This is a genomic window from Citrobacter telavivensis (assembly GCA_009363175.1).
GTDB classification, from domain to species: domain Bacteria; phylum Pseudomonadota; class Gammaproteobacteria; order Enterobacterales; family Enterobacteriaceae; genus Citrobacter_A; species Citrobacter_A telavivensis.
In genome coordinates this window covers 4819327-4837581 of the sequence record CP045205.1, presented here as the reverse complement: position 1 = coordinate 4837581, position 18255 = coordinate 4819327, and the positions used below count along the sequence as shown (strand labels likewise).

15 protein-coding genes and 1 riboswitch are annotated in these 18255 nt (G+C 56.7%); of the genes, 4 read left to right on the top strand and 11 right to left on the bottom strand.

Going from position 1 to position 18255, the window contains the following annotated elements; translation table 11 throughout:
- Positions 1 to 24 precede the first annotated feature (24 nt).
- From polB to araB, 5 genes are all read right to left on the bottom strand, one after another.
- The gene (polB, locus tag GBC03_25545) at positions 25 to 2376 is read right to left on the bottom strand and encodes a DNA polymerase II (GenBank protein QFS73332.1); all 2352 of its coding nucleotides are present in this window, start codon (positions 2374 to 2376) and stop codon (positions 25 to 27) included.
- 43 nt (positions 2377 to 2419) lie between these two features.
- Complete coding sequence (locus tag GBC03_25540; protein QFS73331.1) at positions 2420 to 2992, bottom strand: YdcF family protein; 573 nt, start codon at positions 2990 to 2992, stop codon at positions 2420 to 2422.
- A gap of 266 nt (positions 2993 to 3258) precedes the next feature.
- Positions 3259 to 3954 carry an L-ribulose-5-phosphate 4-epimerase gene (araD, locus tag GBC03_25535; protein ID QFS73330.1) on the bottom strand — a complete coding sequence of 232 codons (696 nt, stop codon included), beginning with the start codon at positions 3952 to 3954 and terminating at the stop codon, positions 3259 to 3261.
- Positions 3955 to 4049: 95 nt separating this feature from the next.
- Complete coding sequence (araA, locus tag GBC03_25530) at positions 4050 to 5552, bottom strand: L-arabinose isomerase (GenBank protein QFS73329.1); 1503 nt, start codon at positions 5550 to 5552, stop codon at positions 4050 to 4052.
- Between the two features lie 10 nt (positions 5553 to 5562).
- Complete coding sequence (araB, locus tag GBC03_25525) at positions 5563 to 7272, bottom strand: ribulokinase (protein ID QFS73328.1); 1710 nt, start codon at positions 7270 to 7272, stop codon at positions 5563 to 5565.
- A gap of 339 nt (positions 7273 to 7611) precedes the next feature.
- Here araB and araC point away from each other — a divergent pair, with 339 nt between their 5' ends.
- Both araC and GBC03_25515 read left to right on the top strand, forming a co-directional pair.
- Positions 7612 to 8490 carry an arabinose operon transcriptional regulator AraC gene (gene araC / locus GBC03_25520; protein ID QFS73327.1) on the top strand — a complete coding sequence of 293 codons (879 nt, stop codon included), beginning with the start codon at positions 7612 to 7614 and terminating at the stop codon, positions 8488 to 8490.
- An 85-nt stretch (positions 8491 to 8575) separates the two neighbouring features.
- Positions 8576 to 9343, top strand: coding sequence for a DedA family protein (locus GBC03_25515; GenBank protein QFS73326.1), 768 nt, complete (start codon positions 8576 to 8578; stop codon positions 9341 to 9343).
- Between the two features lie 112 nt (positions 9344 to 9455).
- On the opposite strand, the gene thiQ is transcribed toward GBC03_25515, so the two are convergent.
- From thiQ to sgrR, 4 genes are all read right to left on the bottom strand, one after another.
- Positions 9456 to 10157 (bottom strand): thiamine ABC transporter ATP-binding protein ThiQ, encoded by a 702-nt coding sequence (thiQ, locus tag GBC03_25510; protein ID QFS73325.1) that lies wholly within the window; start codon positions 10155 to 10157, stop codon positions 9456 to 9458.
- Positions 10141 to 11751 (bottom strand): thiamine/thiamine pyrophosphate ABC transporter permease ThiP, encoded by a 1611-nt coding sequence (gene thiP, locus GBC03_25505; GenBank protein QFS73324.1) that lies wholly within the window; start codon positions 11749 to 11751, stop codon positions 10141 to 10143. The genes thiQ and thiP overlap by 17 nt, the downstream gene beginning before the upstream one ends.
- On the bottom strand, positions 11727 to 12710 hold the full coding sequence (locus GBC03_25500) for a thiamine ABC transporter substrate binding subunit (protein ID QFS73323.1): 984 nt from the start codon (positions 12708 to 12710) through the stop codon (positions 11727 to 11729). The genes thiP and GBC03_25500 overlap by 25 nt, the downstream gene beginning before the upstream one ends.
- Positions 12711 to 12742: 32 nt before the next feature.
- A riboswitch (TPP riboswitch) is annotated at positions 12743 to 12843 on the bottom strand.
- A 35-nt stretch (positions 12844 to 12878) separates the two neighbouring features.
- Positions 12879 to 14534 (bottom strand): HTH-type transcriptional regulator SgrR, encoded by a 1656-nt coding sequence (gene sgrR, locus GBC03_25495; GenBank protein QFS73322.1) that lies wholly within the window; start codon positions 14532 to 14534, stop codon positions 12879 to 12881.
- Between the two features lie 93 nt (positions 14535 to 14627).
- On the opposite strand from sgrR, the gene sgrT reads away from it, so the two are divergent.
- Together sgrT and GBC03_25485 are read left to right on the top strand one after the other, a co-directional pair.
- Complete coding sequence (gene sgrT, locus GBC03_25490) at positions 14628 to 14750, top strand: glucose uptake inhibitor SgrT (protein ID QFS73321.1); 123 nt, start codon at positions 14628 to 14630, stop codon at positions 14748 to 14750.
- A 220-nt stretch (positions 14751 to 14970) separates the two neighbouring features.
- Positions 14971 to 16149 (top strand): sugar efflux transporter, encoded by a 1179-nt coding sequence (locus tag GBC03_25485; GenBank protein QFS73320.1) that lies wholly within the window; start codon positions 14971 to 14973, stop codon positions 16147 to 16149.
- An 89-nt stretch (positions 16150 to 16238) separates the two neighbouring features.
- Here the strand turns inward: GBC03_25485 and leuD are convergent, their stop codons facing one another.
- Together leuD and leuC are read right to left on the bottom strand one after the other, a co-directional pair.
- Positions 16239 to 16844, bottom strand: coding sequence for a 3-isopropylmalate dehydratase small subunit (leuD, locus tag GBC03_25480; GenBank protein QFS73319.1), 606 nt, complete (start codon positions 16842 to 16844; stop codon positions 16239 to 16241).
- 10 nt (positions 16845 to 16854) lie between these two features.
- Positions 16855 to 18255 (bottom strand): 3-isopropylmalate dehydratase large subunit, encoded by a 1401-nt coding sequence (gene leuC / locus GBC03_25475; protein ID QFS73318.1) that lies wholly within the window; start codon positions 18253 to 18255, stop codon positions 16855 to 16857.

Genomic DNA, 18255 nt, shown 5'->3' with positions numbered 1-18255 from the left:
GGATGGCGATGGATTCGTCACGCGTCAAAATAACCCTAATTGGCCTGTCAGTAGTGTAGCAAAGTTATCATCAATGAAGGGAAGAATTCCTTCCGCGACGGGCTGAAGCTGACGCGTCAGATAGTGTTCGTAATCCAGCGGCGAGTGTTGATAATCCTTTGGCTCCGGGCCGTTCAGGGTCCAGACATACTGGATAGTGCCGCGGTTCTGGTACTGCGCCGGACGTCCCCGCTTCAGGTTTTCTTCGTCAGCCAGTCTGGCGGCGCGCACGTGCGGTGGGACGTTGCGCTGGTACTCGCTCAACGGTCGACGCAGGCGCTTGCGATAGACCAGGCGATCGTCCAGTTCACCTGCCATCAGTCGATCAATGGTGTCGCGAACGTAATCCTGATACGGTTCATTACGAAAAATACGCAGATACAACTCCTGCTGGAACTGTTGCGCCAGCGGCGTCCAGTCGGTGCGCACGGTTTCCAGACCTTTAAACACCATCCGCTGGCGCTCTCCTTCCTGAATCAGGCCCGCATAGCGTTTTTTGCTGCCGGTATCCGCCCCGCGGATGGTGGGCATCAGAAAGCGGCAGAAATGCGTTTCATATTCCAGTTCCAGCGCGCTGGTGAGATTTTTCTCTTGTAGCGACTGCGTCCACCAGGCGTTGACGTGTTCCACCAGCGCACGGCCAATTTTCGCCGCTTCCTCTTCCGTGTGGGCGCGTTTCAGCCAGACGAAGGTGGAGTCGGTATCACCATAAATCACGTCATACCCCTGGGCTTCAATGAGCGTTTTGGTCTGGCGCATGATCGCGTGACCGCGCATGGTGATCGACGAGGCCAGGCGGGGATCGAAGAAGCGGCAGGCCGTCGTGCCGAGCACACCGTAAAAGGCATTCATGATGATCTTCAGCGCCTGAGAAAGCGGTTTGTTGCCGTGCCGCTTGGCGTCGTCGCGACCGTGCCAGATATTCGTCACGATCTCCGGCAAGCAGTGTTTTTCCCGCGAGAACCAGGCGTCGAGGAACCCTTCGGTGCTGTGTTCGGGATCCGGGTGCGCCATCCCTTCCACCAGACCGACGGGGTCTATCAAAAAGGTGCGAATGATCGAGGGGTACAGGCTTTTGTAATCCAGCACCAGCACGGAATCATACAAACCGGGACGTGAATCCATCACGTAACCGCCGGGGCTGGCGTGAGGCGGAATTTCACCGAGGTTCGGCGCGACGTACCCGGCACGGTGCATACGCGGAAAATAGAGATGGCCGAAGGCGGCGACCGAACCACCGTGGCGATCGACAGGTAATCCGTTGACCGTGGAACGCTCTAACAGGAACGGTACGATCTCGGTTTTATGAAAGACTCGCGTTACCAGCTCACAATCTTTCAGGTTATACATGGCAAGCGCGGGTTTATCCTCGGCAAAACGCCTGTCGATTTCATCCATGCGATCCCACGGATTATCGATCGATTTGCCTTCCCCAAGCAGCTCCTGCGAAACGGTCTCCAGCGAAAATGACGAGAAATTCCAGAAGGCAGACTTCAGCGCCTCAATGCCGTCAATAATCAGCCGACCTTTGGCCTGGGCGAAAAAAACGCCATTTTTAAAACCGTGTTCACGCCATTCGAGTTCGCTGTTATCGCGGCCAAAACGCAGCGGGATACGGTAGCGCTCAGCATGTTTTTGCAACACGCGCAGGTCGAACTGCACCAGATTCCAGCCAATGATGAGGTCGGGATCGTGGCGGGCAATCCACTCGTTCAGCTTTTCCAGCAGTTGCGGGCGACTGTTGACGTACTCAAGCTGGAAGTCGAGCGTCGACGCCTCGCCATTTTCGGGGCCGAGCATATAGACAACGCGCTGTCCGCAGCCTTCCAGTCCAATGCAGTACAACTCGCCGTGGCGGGTGGTCTCAATATCCAGAGAAAGCCACTTGAGCGGCGGGCGATAATCGGGATGGGGTTTTAATCGCGCATTAATGATGGCACCGTTGCGTGTCTCACCTTCGACCCACACCGGCGAGGTGATAAAGCGTTCCATCAGATAGCGTTCCGGCGGGCGGACATCGCCTTCATAAACCGTCACGCCGTTCTCACGCAACAGCTTTTCCAGACGCATCAACTGGCGATGCGAGCGACAGTAAAGACCCGAAACCGGCTGACGATGAAAATCTTTAAGATTAAGCGGCGTCAGGCGGTAGCCATTTTCAGCACTCAATAACGACGTGACGCGGGCGGTATGTGCGGTGGGGATAAACGCAACGGATTCCTGTGGCGCAAGCGTGACCTGCAAAGGCCCGCTGTCTGTTGCCAGCCAGAAGGTGACTTCTGTTCCCTGCGACGTATCCCGCCAGTGCCGGGTTAAGATAAAACCTGACTGCGCCACGCTGTGTATCCATCAAAAAAACCAGGCATGATTATAGCCTGGTTTACTCAGGGATACTGTTATTTTGTACAGGCGTGTGCCGCAGGATGAGGTATCCACTGTAGTAAAAGGATTCACGAAGTAAAAAACGCGCTTGCGCCAGCCAGGTTTGGTAACGGGTTGATGAGGTGGGGGATGACCAACTCTCAATGCCATCATCTTCGGCGAGCGTTTTCAGGCGCCGCATATGCAGTGGATCGCTCACCAATAGCGCGGTATGCCACCGCTGGCGCAGCAGGATTTGCTTCGCATAGCGGATATTTTCGCGAGTGATCGTAGAGTGCTCTTCAATAAAAATCGCCCTGGCAGGAACGCCTTTTCCCAGTACATATTGTCGGGCAATCGCCGCATCGGAAGCGGATGCCCCGGCGCTGTAACCTCCGGTTAGCACCAGCGCGCGTACCAGACCCTGCTGATAAAGCCAAATGGCGTGATCCAGCCTGGCTTCAAAGACCGGTGACGGTCGCCCTCCATCGACGCCAGCGCCTGCAACAATTGCGCAGTCCGTCGGTCGCGTCTCATCTTCCAGACTGAACTGATAAATAGCGACCGCGTTCCAGGTAAACACGGCAGCGATAACGACGATGAGGAATGTGGCGACTCTGACGATGTGTTGAATATCCCAGCTCCAGTGAGGGGAGTGCTAAGCGCATTCGCGGAATAGATTCCCTTCGTCGTTCAAGCCGCATTTTTGTTGGCTTCTTCTGTTCACCCCAGTCACATCATATTATCTATGCTTCTGGGGATTCATGGAAAAGCCATCGCAATGCGACTCGAAATCCATTGGGTATGGAGCCTGATAATAAGGGAAAGCGCAACGGTCTGACGAGCGCTTATTGCATGTTACTGCCCGTAATAGGCTTTAGCCCCGTGTTTGCGCAGATAATGCTTGTCCAGCAGCGTTTGCTGCATATCCGGTAACTGTGGCGCGAGCTGGCGGCAGAAAATGCCCATATAGGCGACCTCTTCTAAGACGATGGCGTTATGCACGGCGTCTTCGGCATTTTTCCCCCACGCGAAGGGGCCGTGTGAATGCACCAGCACCCCTGGCATCTGCGCGGCGTCGATGCCCTGTTTTGCAAAGGTTTCGACAATTACGTTGCCGGTTTCCCACTCATACTCGCCGTTGATTTCGCTGTCGGTCATTTTGCGGGTGCAGGGAATCGCGCCATAGAAATAGTCGGCGTGCGTGGTCCCCGTTGCCGGAATGGGCTGTCCGGCCTGCGCCCAGATGGTCGCGTGGCGCGAATGGGTATGCACAATACCGCCAATAGTGGGAAAAGCCTGGTACAGCAGACGGTGCGTCGGCGTATCGGACGACGGCTTTTTCTTACCTTCAACCACTTCCCCTGTCGCGATGCTGACAACCACCATATCTTCTGCGGTCATTACGCTGTAATCGACGCCGGAAGGTTTGATCACAAAGACGCCGCGCTCGCGATCGACCGCGCTGACGTTCCCCCAGGTGAGGGTGACCAGGTTGTGCGTTGGCAGCGCCAGATTCGCTTCCAGCACCTGACGTTTGAGATTTTCTAGCATGTTTTTCTCCCTGCCTGATGACGGCGTAAACGCCTTTTCAGGCCTACGCAGAGAGGTAGACCTGATAAGCAAAGCGCCATCAGGCAACCATTCGCTTAACGTTTAAAGCCGTAATACACTTCGTTCCAGCGCAGCGCGTCCTTGAAGGCGGGCAGGCGCGTATCGTTATCAATCACGGTGATTTCGATATCGTGCATTTCGGCGAACTGACGCATGTCGTTCAGATCCAGCGCATGACTGAAGACGGTATGGTGCGCACCGCCGGCCAGGATCCATGCTTCAGACGCGGTCGGTAGATCCGGCTGCGCTTTCCACAGTGCGTTCGCGACGGGCAGTTTTGGCAGCGCGTGCGGGGTCTTCACGGTGTCGATGCCGTTGACCAGCAGACGGTAGCGATCGCCGAGGTCGATCAGGCTGGCAACGATCGCCGGACCGGTTTGGGTGTTGAAGATCAGGCGAGCAGGGGCGTCTTTACCGCCAATGCCGAGATGCTGGACGTCGAGGATCGGTTTGTCTTCCACGGCGATGGTCGGGCAGACTTCCAGCATATGGGAGCCGAGTACCAGATCGTTGCCTTTTTCGAAGTGATAGGTGTAATCCTCCATAAAAGAGGTGCCGCCCTGCAGACCGGTTGACATCACTTTCATGATGCGAAGCAGAGCGGCAGTTTTCCAGTCGCCTTCGCCGGCAAAGCCATAGCCTTGCTGCATCAGACGCTGTACGGCCAGACCCGGAAGCTGTTTCAGACCGTGTAAATCTTCAAAGGTGGTGGTGAACGCGTGGAAGCCACCCTGTTCCAGAAAGCGCTTCATACCCAACTCGATCCGCGCTGCTTCCAGCACGTTCTGGCGTTTTTCGCCGTGAACCTGAGTGGCGGCGGTCAGGGTATAGCTGCTTTCGTATTCATCAATCAGGGCGTTGATGTCACCATCGCTGATGGAATTGACCACCTGCACCAGATCGCCGACCGCCCAGGTGTTAACCGAGAAGCCGAACTTGATCTGCGCGGCGACTTTATCGCCATCGGTGACCGCCACTTCACGCATGTTATCGCCAAAGCGGCACACTTTCAGATGACGGGTATCCTGTTTCGATACCGCATGGCGCATCCAGGAACCGATGCGCTGCTGCGCCTGTGGGTCCTGCCAGTGACCGGTTACGACCGCGTGCTGTTGACGCATACGCGCGCCGATGAAGCCAAACTCACGACCGCCGTGCGCGGTCTGGTTCAGGTTCATAAAGTCCATATCGATACTGTCCCACGGCAGGGCGGCATTGAACTGGGTGTGGAATTGCAGCAGAGGTTTGTTGAGCGTCGTCAGGCCGTTGATCCACATTTTGGCCGGAGAGAAGGTATGCAACCAGACCACCAGACCCGCACAGCGTTCGTCATAGTTTGCGTCACGGCAAATGGCGGTGATCTCATCCGGTGTGGTCCCCAGCGGTTTTAACACCAGCTTGCAGGGCAGTTTGGCTTCGGTATTCAGCGCCTTGACGACGTGCTCAGCGTGCTGAGTCACCTGACGCAGCGTCTCAGGGCCGTACAAGTGCTGGCTGCCAATTACAAACCACACTTCATAGTTATCAAAAATAGTCATTGTCGTGTCCTTAGTGAGTCAGGGTTGCCTGGTCAGCCGGCGCAGTATTTACCGGGGTGGCAGTCGGAAGATAATGTTGTTCAGCGCTTACCGCCCACTGCTGGTAGCGACGATAGAGCTGTTCGAAACGTTGCGCCTGTTCGGGGCGAGGTTGCAGTGTGTTTTCCACTGCGCTGGCCATTTTCCGCTGGGCCGCAGGAATATCGGCATACACGTTGGCCGCCACGGCGGCGAAGATGGCTGCACCGAGTGCACAGCACTGATCGGAGGCGACGATTTGTAGCGGACGGTTCAGCACATCGCAGCAGGCCTGCATAATGACTTTGTTTTTCCGGGCGATGCCGCCCAGCGCCATCACGTTGTTGACCGCAATGCCTTGTTCGGTAAAGCATTCCATAATGGCCCGCGCGCCAAAGGCGGTCGCCGCGATCAGCCCGCCAAACATCGCCGGGGCGTCTGTGGCCAGATTCAGATCGGTCATCACCCCTTTCAGACGCTGGTTTGCGTTCGGCGTACGGCGACCGTTAAACCAGTCAAGCACCACCGGCAGGTGATCCAGCGACGGGTTCTTCGCCCAGGCTTCGGTTAATGCCGGCAGCAGTTGCTTCTGACTGGCGTTAATCTGCGCTTTCAGTTCCGGGTGCTGCGCGGCGAGTTGCTCCAGCGGCCAGCCGAGAATGCGGCCAAACCATGCATAGATATCGCCAAAGGCAGATTGCCCCGCCTCCAGACCGATGAAACCGGGCACCACGCTGCCGTCGACTTGCCCGCAAATGCCTTTCACGGCGCGCTCGCCGACGCTTTGTTTATCCGCAATCAGGATGTCGCAGGTTGAGGTACCAATCACTTTCACCAGCGCGTTGGGCTGCGCACCCGCGCCGACGGCACCCATGTGGCAGTCGAACGCGCCACCGGAGATGACGACATTTTCCGGCAGACCGAGGCGCTGCGCCCACTCGGCGCACAATGTCCCAACCGGCAGATCGGCGGTGAACGTGTCTGTGAACAGGGGATACTGCAAATGCTGGTTAATCAGTGGGTCGAGTTCGTCGAAGAAGCCGGCGGGCGGCAGACCGCCCCAGCTTTCATGCCACAGTGATTTATGCCCGGCGCTACAGCGACCCCGGCGGAGATCCTGTGGACGCGTGGTGCCAGAAAGCAGGGCAGGCACCCAGTCGCACAGTTCAATCCAGGAGACGGCGGCCTCGGCGATCGCGCTGTCTTCGCGGGTAACATGAAGGATCTTTGCCCAAAACCATTCGCTGGAGTAAATGCCGCCGATGTAGCGGGAGTAATCGACCTTGCCCGGCGTATGGCACAGACGGGTAATCGCTTCGGCTTCTTCCACCGATGTGTGATCTTTCCACAGGACGAACATCGCATTCGGGTTTTCCGCGAACTCTTCCCGGAGCGCCAGCACGTTGCCATCGGCGTCAATCGGCGCTGGCGTTGAGCCCGTACTGTCGACGCCAATCCCAACGACCTCCGCGCGCTGCGCCGCGCTCAGTTCAGCCAGTACGCTTTTCAGCGCTGCTTCCATCGACTCCATGTAGTCGCGCGGATGATGGCGGAACCGGTTGTTCGGCGCGTCACAGTAACGCCCTTCCTGCCAGCGCGGGTACCACTCAACGCTGGTGGCGATCTCTTCGCCGGTGGCGCATTCCACTGCCAGCGCGCGCACAGAATCACTGCCAAAATCGAGGCCAATTGCAATTGCCATCCTCTTACTCCATCCAGAAATACGGGTATGGAGAAACAGTAGTGAGTGGGGATAAAAACCGTCAGGTAGGATCCGCTAATCTTATGGATTAAAATGCTATGGCATCGCAAAGTGTGACGCCGTGCAAATAATCAATGTGGACATTTCTGCTCTAGTTATAGACACTTTTGTTACCCGTTTTTGTCGCAGTCACCGAGCAGAGTTGTTACATAATGCTTTTCACACGCGGGATTGATGGTCTGCCAATGACATTGCGGTGGCGAGGCAGGGCGCAAACAATGCCGCCTTGCGTAATATGGACAATTTGTTTCCTCACTGAACCTCGGGAGTCGTGAAATTATGGCTGAACCGCAAAATGACCCTCTCCTGCCGGGGTACTCGTTTAACGCGCATCTGGTTGCTGGTTTAACGCCGATAGATGCCAACGGATATCTGGATTTTTTTATCGACAGGCCGTTGGGGATGAAAGGCTATATCCTTAACCTCACGATTCGGGGGGAAGGGGTGATTAAAAATCACGGCAGAGAGTTTGTCTGCCGACCAGGCGATATTTTGCTGTTTCCGCCGGGCGAAATTCATCACTACGGGCGCCACCCGGATGCCAGCGAGTGGTATCACCAGTGGGTTTACTTTCGTCCTCGCGCTTACTGGCAGGAGTGGTTGACCTGGCCGTCCATCTTTGCGCAGACCGGTTTTTTTCGCCCGGACGAGGTGCACCAGCCGCACTTTAATGAACTGTTCGGCCAGATTATCAGCGCCGGACAGGGGGAAGGTCGCTACTGCGAGCTGCTGGCGATCAACCTGCTGGAGCAGCTACTGCTGCGGCGTATGGAAGCGATCAATGCGTCGCTGCACCCGCCGATGGATAACCGCGTGCGCGATGCCTGTCAGTACATCAGCGATCATCTGGCGGACAGCCATTTTGATATTGCCAGCGTTGCTCAGCACGTCTGCCTGTCGCCGTCGCGCCTGTCGCACCTGTTCCGTCAACAGTTGGGCATTAGCGTGCTGAGCTGGCGTGAGGATCAGCGCATTAGCCAGGCGAAACTGCTGCTCAGTACGACACGTATGCCGATTGCCACCGTCGGACGCAATGTCGGGTTCGACGATCAGCTCTATTTCTCCCGCGTCTTTAAAAAATGTACCGGTGCCAGCCCAAGCGAGTTCCGCGCGGGTTGTGAAGAAAAAGTGAATGATGTGCCCGTAAAGATGTCATAACCTGTAACGATTCAGACAATTGATGGCTTGACGAAGCAGGGATGGGTTAGCAGAATCCCTGCTTCGTAAATCTGACGGACGCATTATGCAAGCATTGCTGGAACATTTCATTCTCCAGTCCGCCATGTACTCTTTGATTGCTGTGGCGCTGGTGGCTTTCCTGGAATCGCTGGCGCTGGTGGGGTTGATTTTACCGGGAACGGTAATGATGGCCGGGCTGGGTGCCCTGATCGGCAGCGGGGAGCTTAACTTCTGGCATGCCTGGCTGGCGGGAATTATCGGCTGTCTGCTTGGCGACTGGATCTCGTTCTGGCTGGGCTGGCGCTTCAAAAAACCGCTGCATCGCTGGTCGTTCATGAAAAAGAACAAGGCGCTGTTGGATAAAACCGAGCACGCGCTGCATCAGCACAGTATGTTCACGATTCTTGTGGGGCGTTTTGTCGGACCGACGCGCCCGCTGGTGCCGATGGTCGCCGGGATGCTGGATCTGCCGGTGGCGAAATTCATCACGCCAAATATTATTGGTTGCGTACTCTGGCCGCCGTTTTACTTTCTGCCGGGGATTCTGGCCGGTGCGGCAATTGATATTCCGGCGGGAATGCAAAGCGGCGAGTTTAAGTGGCTGCTGCTGGCGACAGCCGTTCTGCTATGGCTTGGCGGCTGGCTGTGCTGGCGCCTGTGGCGCAGCGGAAAAGCCGCGACGGACCGTTTAACCCACTACCTGCCAAAAGGACGTCTGCTCTGGCTGGCGCCAATGGTGCTGGGGATGGGGATTGTCGCGCTGGTGACGTTGATCCGCCACCCGCTGATGCCGGTGTATATCGATATTCTGCAAAAAGTGGTGGGACACTGATATTCCTGGCGGATGGCGTGTATCTCATAGGTGATATTCCTGGCGGATGGCGTGTATCTCGTAGGCCGGATAAGCGTCAGCGCCATCCGGCAACACCTTTCAGCAACACCTTTCAGTTAGCCTTAATCCCCAACAGCGCTGAGGCGCTGGCTCTACCGCTCAGCAATTCATTGGTTTTGCCCTGCCACGCGATGCGACCGTCGGCCACGACGACTGAGCGCGGGGCGATGCGCGCCGCATCTTCGACGCTGTGTGAAACCATCAGTAGCGTCAGTTGGCGGGCGTGGCAGATATCGCTCACCAGGGTCAGCATCTCCTGGCGCAGGGCGGGGTCAAGGGCTGAAAACGGTTCGTCCAGCAGCAGAACCGGCTGTTCACGCACCAGACAACGTGCCAGCGCCACACGCTGGCGCTGGCCGCCGGAAAGCTCGCCGGGCAGGCGAGCCATCAACGTCTCGATCCCCATTTGTTGCGCGATATGCCGGCGCTTCTCTTTCTGTTCAGCGCTTAATTTCAGTCCGGGATCCAGCCCCAGCCCGATGTTTTGCTCAACGTTTAAATGGCTGAACAGATTATTTTCCTGAAACAGCATCGAAACCGGGCGGCGTGACGGCGGCGTGGTGGTGTGGTCTTCCCCTTCGATCAGCAGGGTGCCGCGGGCAGGCGTGAGAAAACCAGCGATCAGACTCAGCAATGTACTTTTCCCAGCGCCACTCGGCCCCAGAATTGCCACCTGTTCACCGCGTGCCACGGACAGCGTAAAGCGCATGGGCAGGTGGTGATAAAGCCAGGTGATATCAGTCAGTTTTAACATTTCGCCCCGGTAACGTCTCAATAACGGTAAATAAAATAAAGCACAGGATCAGCAGTAAGAGCGCAGTGACGGCGCCGTCCTGACTGCGATAAGAGCCAATTTGCTGATACAGATAAAACGGTAGGGTGCGGAAGTCATCGTTGCCGAACAGCGCCACCACGCCAAAATCACCGATAGACAGTACGCAGGCAAAGGCCAGCGCCTGCGCCAGCGGGCGTTTCAATGCCCGCAGTTCTACGATTTTTAGCCGCCGCCAGCCTTCAACCCCCAGCGACTGACACAGCATCGTGTAGCGGGCGGTAATATCGCGCATCGGGTTTTCCAGCACTTTCAGGGCGTAGGGAATGGCCATCAGCGCATTGGTGAAAATCACGATACCGTCTGCGGACTCCGGCAGGCCGATGCTGTTGTTGAGCAACAGGAAGAAACCGGTGGCCAGCACAATGCCCGGCATCGCGAGAATAAGCATACCGCTTAGCTCCAGCGCTTGTCCTGCCAGTAGTTGCTGACGGGCGCGCAGTTCGCGACTGCTCCACAGCAGCATCATTGTCAGGATCACGCACAGCAGACCCGCAGCCAGCGCAATGCGCAGCGAGGTCCACACCGCCTGCCACAAAATGGGCTGCGCAAGCACGTCCAACAGATGGCGATTCACCCCGTCGACCATCACGGCCAGCAGGGGGGGGAGCAACAGCAGAAGCGCGATACCGATCAGCAAGGCATCGGTTAAACGGCTGTACAGCCGATCGTCCGGATCGCACCAACCCTGAACCAGCGTGGTGCCTGGCGCGATAGCTTTACTCAATCGTTGACTGAGGAGCATCAGCCCCAGACAGCACACCATCTGGATCAGCGCCAGCATGGCGGCGCGGGCGGGATCGTAGTCGAAATTCAGCGCCTGATAAATCGCCAGTTCGATGGTCGTCGCCTGCGGCCCGCCGCCCAGCGACAGGACGGTAGCGAAGCTGGCAAAACAGAGCATAAAAATCAACGCGGCGACCGGTGGTATCTGGCGGCGTAGCCACGGCCACTCAACAAAACGGAAGAACTGCCAGCCGCGAATACCCAATTGTGCGGCCAACTGACGCTGTTCACCGGGGATATTTTCCAGCGACTGCAACAGCAGGCGGCTTGCCATCGGCATATTAAAAAAGACGTGGGCCAGCAGAATGCCCTGCAATCCGTAAGGCGAGAAGGTCCACTCCATCCCGAGCATGTGCCAGAGCGTGGCTAACCACCCCTGGCGTCCATAGACGCTGAGAATACCAAATACTGCGACCAGCACCGGGAGGATTAGCGTCATGGCGCACAGGCGCAGCAGGGCCAGACGCCCCGGAAAGCGGCGTCGGTACAGCGCACGAGCAAGGAAGATGGCCGGAACGACAGAAAGCACCGCCGACAGGAAAGCCTGCCAGAAGGAAAAGCGCACCACGTGCCACAGGTAGCTGTCCTGCCAGAGCGAGGACCATGCCGCCTGCGGCGCGTTGAACCACAGGGCCAGAAAGGCCGCCAGCGCTACCGCCACCATCAGCATGGCGGCGGAAAGGCCGGGAGCCAGCCAGCCAGCAATTAACGGCTGACGGCGCGTTGCCATTCGCTAATCCATGCCTGACGTTGTGCCGCCACTTCTGCGGGCGTGAACTCCAGCGTGGTCGCGGGTTTAGTCAGTTGTTCGAACCCGGCGGGCAGGGGGACATTCACCACCGGATACATCCAGTTGCCGGTCGGGATTGCAGTCTGAAACGCGGGCGAGACCATGAATTTGAGAAACTTTTCCGCCAGTTCAGGTTGCTTACTGGCCGCGGTACGCGCGGCAACTTCCACCTGCAGGTAATGGCCCTCGCTAAAGTTGGCCGCCGCGTAGTTCTCTTTTTTCTCTTCGATGATGTGATACGCCGGAGAGGTGGTATAGCTCAGCACCAGATCGCTTTCCCCTTTCAGGAACAGGCCATAGGCTTCGCTCCAGCCTTTGGTGACGGTGACAGTTTTTGCCGCCAGTTTCTGCCATGCCTGCGGTGTTTTATCGCCATACACTTTCTGCATCCACAGCATCAGCCCAAGTCCTGGCGTACTGGTGCGCGGATCCTGATAAATCACTCGCCATTTCTGATCGCTCTCGACCAGTTCCTTCAGGTTCTTCGGTGGGTTTTTGAGTTTGTTTTTGTCATACACGAAAGCGAAGTAGCCGTAATCAAACGGAACGAAGGTGTCATTCTTCCAGCCGCCAGGGACATTGACCGCCTCGCTGGCGACACCGCTTTTCGCGAACAACTGGGTTTGCGTCGCCGCTTCCAGCAGGTTGTTATCCAGCCCAAGCACCACGTCGGCTTTGCTGTTTTTCCCTTCCATCCGCAGACGGTTGAGGAGTGAAACGCCATCTTCCAGCGCCACCAGTTTCAGCTCACAGTTGCAGTCGGCTTCAAAGGCTTTTTTCACCGCCGGGCCAGGGCCCCAGTCAGCGGCGAACGAGTCGTAGGTATAGACGGTCAGGACCGGTTTTGCGAAGGCAGGCGCTGCGCACAGCACCAGTAAAGGAAGACATTTTTTTAACACTTTGCACCTCAATAGAAGAGTGGCAAAGGATTTTGAGCGGTAGCCTCAAATCCCTTCGCCGGCGTTATCCGGATCAGGTTCGACGGGTATTTTCTCAGCCCACGCCTCTGGCGCAGCACCCCGTTGAGAACGCCACATTGTAATGATTACGTGAAGAGATCAAAAGGACTAAGGATCTGGCGGGGCAAACCACGCGGATTTAAAGTCGAACCAGCCGAGGGTGTTCATGCGCAAGCCACGCATACTGCGCTGCCCCTGAATAATCAGCCAGTGGTGAATAAGCGGGACAATCGCTTTGCTGGCGAGTAGTTGCTGGCACCACGCGGCCAGATTCATCTCGCCGGTGCGCCATCGTGCGGCGTCGGCTTCCCAGTCCAGCGGAATGCAGTGCTGCAACAGCGGGACTTCGCACAGATGCGCGAACAAGGAGAAGTCGAGCGGCAGGGTGAAGTTGGCGCTGTTAAGCCAGATGTCGCTCTCAATTTCCCCTGCATGCCACTGATCGTAGTCGATCTCCTGAATTTCCAGCGTCACCTGATGTTCAGCCAGCAGCTGACTCATGATCTGCGCAATCACTTGGTGTTCGATGTGTTCGTGATAATAGGTCAGCGTGAGCGTTTCCAGCCCGGCGGGTTTCTCGCCGTGGCCCGGTCGAGCGTGATGCCAGCGGGGCAGCAAACCGTAGGCCGGGAACCAGTGGCGCTGATACTGTTCATCGGCATAGTAAAGCAGGTTGCTCGGTGACAGTACGCGACTGACCCACTCTCTGACCTCCTGATTGGCGCCGCGATGGGTACGGGCGTCGAACAGCAGGTAATAGCACCCTTCTTCCAGGCGGCTTTCGATGGCCTTCTCATCTTCTGTGGGACCTTTCAACGTCAGACCGCCGTTCGGCTCGTCACCAATATCCGGCAGTACCCAGACGTTCACTTCATCAATCAGTGCCCGAAAACCGAAGAAATCGTCAAAGGCGTGGATTTTCAGCTGATTACGTGTATTTCGTATCACGGCGTAAGGGCCGGTGCCAATCGGATGGCTGGAGAAATTGCTCAGGGTTTCCCATTCGCGTGGCAGGATCATCGCCGGGACCTGGCCCAGCAACCACGGCAGCCAGCGATCGGGCTGAGACAGGTGAATGTCCAGCGTCCAGGATGTTGGCGAGACGATCTCGCTGATATGGGAATAGAGCGGTAAGACGTTAATGCGCGTCAGGGACGACACCACATCGTCCATTTCCAGTTCACGACCGTGATGAAAATGGATCCCCGGACGCAGAAAAAAGCGCCAGTGCAGGGGAGAAATTTGTTGCCAGTGATGGGCGATATCCGCTTCCAGTTCCCCATTTTCCTCATTTACGCGGGTCAGGGCGCTGAAGATTTGGCGGGCAATATGGGTTTCTGAGCGTCGCAGCGCGCTGCCCGGCAGTAGATTTTGCATCGGGCGGTAGTAAAGAACACGAAGAATATGACGACCCTGACGGAAACTGCGGCCCAGATGGGAGACCAGCATCTGCCGTACGGCCGTTTTGTCACCCACCAGTTGCACCAGTTGATCGATGCGATCCTGCTCCAGTAGATCTTCCGCGCGCTGCTGCTGGAGCGCCAGTCCGGTATACAGGAAAGTTAAGCGTGAACGTTTTCCGCGTCCAACCTCTGCTTCCCACGTTAGCCAACCGCGTTCCTGCATAGTATTGAGCAGCGTACGCATATGGCGACGGGAGCAGCTCAGGAGATCCGCCAGTTCGTTAAGCGTGGTGTCCTGCGTTTTGCCGTCGCAGCATTGCCACAAGCGGATGAACTGTTGTTGCAGACGGCCAGAAGACATAAAAGGGGAACTCCTGCGGAAAACTCAGCAATTTTATTATCCCTATATTAGGCCAATAATACATTCCGATGAAGCACTATGAAGGGGTCATCTATGCGCCAGTTTTATCAGAAGTACTTTGCCGCGACAGAAGGGTTGTCTTGGTTGGCTTGCCTGAGCGCGCCGCAGCGCTTAAAGATGCTGGAAGAACTGATGCAGTGGGAGGTGACAGCCTGACCCTGGAGTAGCAGACATCATGTGTGACTGAGTATTGGTGTTAATCACCGCGCCAGCAGGTATTATCTGCTGGCTTTTTTCGTTTTGACTTCGTTTATATACGAAATCATTCAGGCCAGACGGCAAGTGAGTGAATCCCCAGAAGTATGTGACTGGGGGTGAGCGCGCGTAATTAACGCAGAGGCAGCCTGAAGGATGACGTGTGTATTAAGGGATAAATATGCTCTGGTTGATCACGATGGGACGACGTCTCAACGGTGTGTACGCGGCGTTTATGCTGGTCGCATTTATGATGGGCGTGGCAGGGGCGCTACAGGCCCCGACGCTGAGCCTGTTTCTCAGTCGCGAGGTCGGGGCGCAGCCGTTCTGGGTGGGACTGTTCTATACCGTTAACGCCATCGCCGGGATTGGCGTGAGTCTTGCGCTGGCAAAACGCTCCGACAGCCAGGGAGACCGCCGCAAGCTGATTCTGTTCTGTTGTCTGATGGCAGTCGGTAATGCGCTGTTGTTTGCCTTTAATCGTCACTATCTGACGTTGATTACCTGCGGCGTACTGCTGGCGTCGCTGGCAAATACCGCGATGCCGCAACTGTTCGCCCTGGCACGGGAATATGCCGACAGCTCGGCGCGTGAAGTGGTGATGTTCAGTTCGGTGATGCGTGCACAGCTTTCACTGGCGTGGGTGATTGGCCCGCCGCTGGCATTCATGTTGGCGCTGAATTATGGCTTCATGATGATGTTTTCGATTGCCGCCACGATTTTTGCGCTCAGTTTCATCCTGATTGCCTTTATGCTGCCATCCGTCGCCCGCGTTGAACAACCTGCGGATGTGCCGGTCAGCCAGGCCGGTGGCTGGCAGGATAAAAACGTCCGCATGCTGTTTATTGCCTCCACGCTGATGTGGACCTGCAACACCATGTACATCATCGATATGCCGCTATGGATTAGCGCAGAGCTTGGACTGCCGGATAAGCTTGCCGGGATCCTGATGGGGACCGCTGCAGGGCTGGAAATCCCGGCGATGATCCTTGCTGGCTTTTACGTCAAACGCTTCGGCAAGCGACGGATGATGGTTACCGCCGTGGCGGCGGGCGTGCTGTTTTATCTCGGGCTGATTTTCTTCCATAGCCATCGGGCGCTGCTTATCCTGCAGCTGTTCAATGCCGTGTTTATCGGCATTATTGCCGGTATTGGAATGCTCTGGTTTCAGGATCTGATGCCGGGCAGGGCCGGATCGGCGACAACGTTATTTACCAACAGCATTTCGACTGGCGTCATTCTGGCAGGGGTTATCCAGGGGGCTGTCGCGCAGAGCTACGGTCACTTCGCGGTGTACTGGGTGATTGCGGCGATTTCGCTGGTGACGCTGGTGATGACCGGGCGGGTGAAAGACGTTTGATTTATGGATTGCCGGATGGCGGCTAACGCCTTATCCGACCTACAGAAATTCGTAGGCCGGATAAGCGCAGCGCATCCGGCATGGCGGGCTTAGCGCATAAACGCGGGCTGTTTCTCTTCGTAGGTGGCGATCGCATCTTCGTGCTGCAGCGTCAACCCGATGCTGTCCAGACCGTTCAACATGCAGTGGCGGCGGAAGTCGTCGATCTTAAAGCTGTAAGACTTATCGCCTGCTTTCACTACCTGCGCGACCAGGTCCACTTCAAATGTAATCCCCGGATTGGCTTTGACCAGGTTGAACAGCTCATCCACCTCATCGTCGCTCAGCTTCACAGGCAACAGCTGATTGTTAAAGCTGTTGCCATAGAAGATGTCCGCGAAGCTCGGCGCAATCACTACTTTGAAGCCATAGTCCGTCAGCGCCCACGGCGCGTGCTCACGGGAAGAGCCGCAGCCGAAGTTCTCACGCGCCAACAGAATCGAGGCCCCTTGATACTCCGGGAAATTCAGGACGAACTCCGGATTCGGCTGTTGGCCGTTCTCATCCAGAAAACGCCAGTCATTGAACAGGTGCGCGCCAAAACCGGTGCGGGTAACCTTCTGCAAGAACTGCTTAGGAATGATGGCGTCGGTATCGACGTTGGCGGCATCCAGTGGGACAACCAGGCCTTGATGTTGGGTAAATTTCTCTGCCATGGGAGTCTCCTTATTTGATGCTGCGAATATCGGCAAAATGACCGGTAACGGCAGCGGCAGCGGCCATCGCCGGGCTGACCAGATGGGTACGCCCACCACGACCCTGACGACCTTCAAAGTTACGGTTGCTGGTCGACGCGCAGCGCTCACCTGGATTCAGGCGGTCATTGTTCATTGCCAGACACATGGAGCAACCCGGCAGACGCCACTCGAAACCGGCTTCGATAAAGATCTTATCCAGCCCTTCTGCTTCTGCCTGCGCCTTCACCGGACCGGAGCCTGGAACCACCAGAGCCTGGACGCCCGGCGCGACTTTACGGCCTCTGGCGACTTCCGCGGCGGCGCGCAAATCTTCAATACGCGAGTTGGTGCACGAGCCGATGAACACTTTATCAATCGCCACTTCCGTTAACGGTACGCCGGACTTCAGGCCCATATAGGCCAGCGCTTTCTCGGCACTGGCGCGTTCAACCGGATCGGTAAAGGACGCCGGATCGGGAATGTTGTCGGTAACGGCGATGACCTGGCCCGGGTTGGTTCCCCAGGTTACCTGCGGGGCAATCTCTTCTGCCTGTAAGGTCACAACCGTATCAAAGCTTGCATCAGCGTCGGTTTGCAGTGTTTTCCAGTACGCGACTGCGTCATCAAAATCGTTGCCTTTCGGCGCGTGCAGACGACCTTTGACGTAATTGAAGGTGGTTTCATCCGGGGCAACTAATCCGGCTTTGGCACCCATTTCGATAGCCATGTTGCACAGGGTCATACGGCCTTCCATGCTCAGGGCTCGGATGGCATCACCGCAAAACTCAACGACGTGACCGGTCCCACCGGCGCTACCGGTTTTACCGATAATCGCCAGCACGATATCTTTCGCAGTGATCCCCGGCGCGGCGGTGCCGTTGACTTCAATCTTCATGGTTTTGGCGCGGCCCTGTTTCAGGGTCTGGGTCGCCAGGACGTGCTCCACTTCGGAGGTGCCAATACCGAACGCCAGTGCACCGAAGGCACCGTGGGTTGCGGTATGCGAGTCGCCACAAACGATGGTCATTCCCGGCAGGGTCACGCCTTGTTCCGGCCCCATCACGTGAACGATACCCTGATACGGGTGGTTCAGATCGTACAATTCAACGCCAAACTCGTTGCAGTTTTTAATCAACTCCTGCATCTGGATACGCGCCATTTCACCGGACGCATTGATATCTTTGGTCTGCGTAGAGACGTTGTGATCCATCGTGGCAAAGGTTTTGCCCGGCTGACGAACCGGACGACCATGTGCACGCAGACCGTCGAACGCCTGCGGAGAGGTCACTTCATGCACCAGATGTCGGTCGATATACAGCAGCGGGGTTTCGTTGTGCGCTTCATAGACTACGTGCGCATCAAACAATTTTTCGTATAACGTTTTAGCCAT

Excerpts from the sequence above, each read along its gene's own strand:
- araD (QFS73330.1), bottom strand. The coding sequence starts at position 3,954 with ATGCTAGAAAATCTCAAACGTCAGGTGCTGGAAGCGAATCTGGCGCTG.
- araA (QFS73329.1), bottom strand. The coding sequence starts at position 5,552 with ATGACTATTTTTGATAACTATGAAGTGTGGTTTGTAATTGGCAGCCAG.
- araB (QFS73328.1), bottom strand. The coding sequence starts at position 7,272 with ATGGCAATTGCAATTGGCCTCGATTTTGGCAGTGATTCTGTGCGCGCG.
- araC (QFS73327.1), top strand. The coding sequence starts at position 7,612 with ATGGCTGAACCGCAAAATGACCCTCTCCTGCCGGGGTACTCGTTTAAC.
- GBC03_25515 (QFS73326.1), top strand. The coding sequence starts at position 8,576 with ATGCAAGCATTGCTGGAACATTTCATTCTCCAGTCCGCCATGTACTCT.
- thiQ (QFS73325.1), bottom strand. The coding sequence starts at position 10,157 with ATGTTAAAACTGACTGATATCACCTGGCTTTATCACCACCTGCCCATG.
- thiP (QFS73324.1), bottom strand. The coding sequence starts at position 11,751 with ATGGCAACGCGCCGTCAGCCGTTAATTGCTGGCTGGCTGGCTCCCGGC.
- sgrR (QFS73322.1), bottom strand. The coding sequence starts at position 14,534 with ATGTCTTCTGGCCGTCTGCAACAACAGTTCATCCGCTTGTGGCAATGC.
- sgrT (QFS73321.1), top strand. The coding sequence starts at position 14,628 with ATGCGCCAGTTTTATCAGAAGTACTTTGCCGCGACAGAAGGGTTGTCT.
- GBC03_25485 (QFS73320.1), top strand. The coding sequence starts at position 14,971 with ATGCTCTGGTTGATCACGATGGGACGACGTCTCAACGGTGTGTACGCG.
- leuD (QFS73319.1), bottom strand. The coding sequence starts at position 16,844 with ATGGCAGAGAAATTTACCCAACATCAAGGCCTGGTTGTCCCACTGGAT.
- leuC (QFS73318.1), bottom strand. The coding sequence starts at position 18,255 with ATGGCTAAAACGTTATACGAAAAATTGTTTGATGCGCACGTAGTCTAT.